This window comes from Cellulomonas septica, assembly GCF_012396155.1.
Lineage (GTDB): Bacteria > Actinomycetota > Actinomycetes > Actinomycetales > Cellulomonadaceae > Cellulomonas > Cellulomonas septica.
Genome location: NZ_JAAXOY010000758.1, coordinates 1 through 1,499, shown reverse-complemented (window position 1 = coordinate 1,499; position 1,499 = coordinate 1). Strand labels below are relative to the sequence as shown.

Genomic DNA, 1,499 nt, shown 5'->3' with positions numbered 1-1,499 from the left:
GGACCGGCCCGCGTCGCCCGGTCGGCACGGTCGAGACGGTCCACCCGCCGCCGGGCCGCGGCGCCAGCGACGTCACCGTCGTGTCCGGGACGATCCGCGCACCCGCGCGCTCGGCCAGCCACAGGTAGTTGGTCTCGAGCGTGTTCTTGGCGCCGTGCCGGCACCCGGTCATGCACTCGCCGCACTCGAGGCAGCCGCGACGCTCGGGCCCGACGCCGCCGAAGAACGGGTCGGCGACCGGCGCTCCCGGCGGCCCGAACACGACGCCGACGGGCGCCCGCCGGAACGTCGACTCGACGCCCAGGTCGCGCGCCGCCGCCAGCACCACGCGGTCCGCCGGTGTGACCGTCGGGTTGTCGACGACGCCGAGCATCCGCCGGGCCTGGTCGTAGTGCGGCGCCAGCTCGTCCCGCCAGTCGGTGATCCCGGCCCACTGCGGGTCGTCCCAGAACGCGGCCGACTCCGGCTCGTACAGCGTGTTCGCGTAGACGAGCGACCCGCCGCCGACGCCCGCCCCGGCGAGCACGACGACGTCGGGCAGCACGTGGATCCGCTGGATGCCGTGGCAGCCGAGCCGCGGCGCCCACAGGAACCGGCGCATGTCCCACGAGGTCCGCGGCAGCGTCTCGGCCGTGAAGCGCCGACCGGCCTCGACGACGGTGACGCGGTACCCCTTCTCGGAGAGGCGCAGCGCCGCGACCGACCCGCCGAATCCGGACCCCACGACGACGACGTGCGGGCGCGCGTCGCTCCCAGCAGACGTCATCGTCGACCTCCGGCACGCCTCGCCCGCGTCGGTCACGGACGAGGCGATGATAGGCGTCGGGCAGGACGCTGCCCTCGCTGCCACCCCTCAGCGGTGCCGGCCGCGATGTCCTGCGGGCTCGACGCACGGTCCGACGACGTCCGCGGCAGGACGACGCCGACCTCGAAACCGGGTCAGCGCCCGGCCAGGGCGGGCACGGCCTCGCTCGTCGCGTCGAGCGGGTGCTCGTCGGCCGCCGCGACGAGGGCGCGGACGAGCGGGTGCCACGGGCGGGTCGTCGGGCCGGTGAGGACGAGGTCGCGCGTCAGCGTGGGCGCGAGCGGGGCCATGACGACGCCGTCGGGCAGCAGGCCGCCGCCGAGGCTCGGCATGACGGACACCCCGATGCCCTCGTCGACCATGCGGAGCATCGTCGCCAGCTCGCGCACGCGCTGTCCCGGGGAGAACGGCAGGCCGGCGGTGCGGTGCAGGCGTCGGACCTGGGCCTCGCACCCGCCCCCGGACACGAGCAGGCCGTCGTCGACGAGCTCGGCGAGCGGGATCGGACCGGCGTCGACGAGCGGGTGGTCGGTTCGGACGACGGCCCGGAAGTCGTCGCGCGCGACGAGCCGGCCTCCTGCACGAGCAGCGTGAGCTCGCGGGACAGCGTGGTGCCGGACTGCAGACGGTTGTCGGTGTTGACGGTCACCTTGAAGCCGAGGCGCTTGAGGCGCGTCACGGGGTGCTCGGCGAC

At 75.5% G+C, this 1,499-nt stretch carries 1 protein-coding gene and 2 pseudogenes; all 3 read right to left on the bottom strand.

Annotated elements, in window-relative coordinates; translation table 11 throughout:
• Positions 1–766, bottom strand: a 766-nt coding sequence (locus tag HGA02_RS18890) for a GMC family oxidoreductase N-terminal domain-containing protein (protein ID WP_168680880.1), incomplete at its 3' end; no start/stop codon positions are given.
• A 173-nt stretch (positions 767–939) separates the two neighbouring features.
• Positions 940–1,320 (bottom strand): annotated as a pseudogene (locus HGA02_RS18885) (LysR substrate-binding domain-containing protein); the annotation flags it as partial.
• 53 nt (positions 1,321–1,373) lie between these two features.
• Positions 1,374–1,499, bottom strand: a pseudogene (locus HGA02_RS21285) (adenosine deaminase); the annotation flags it as partial.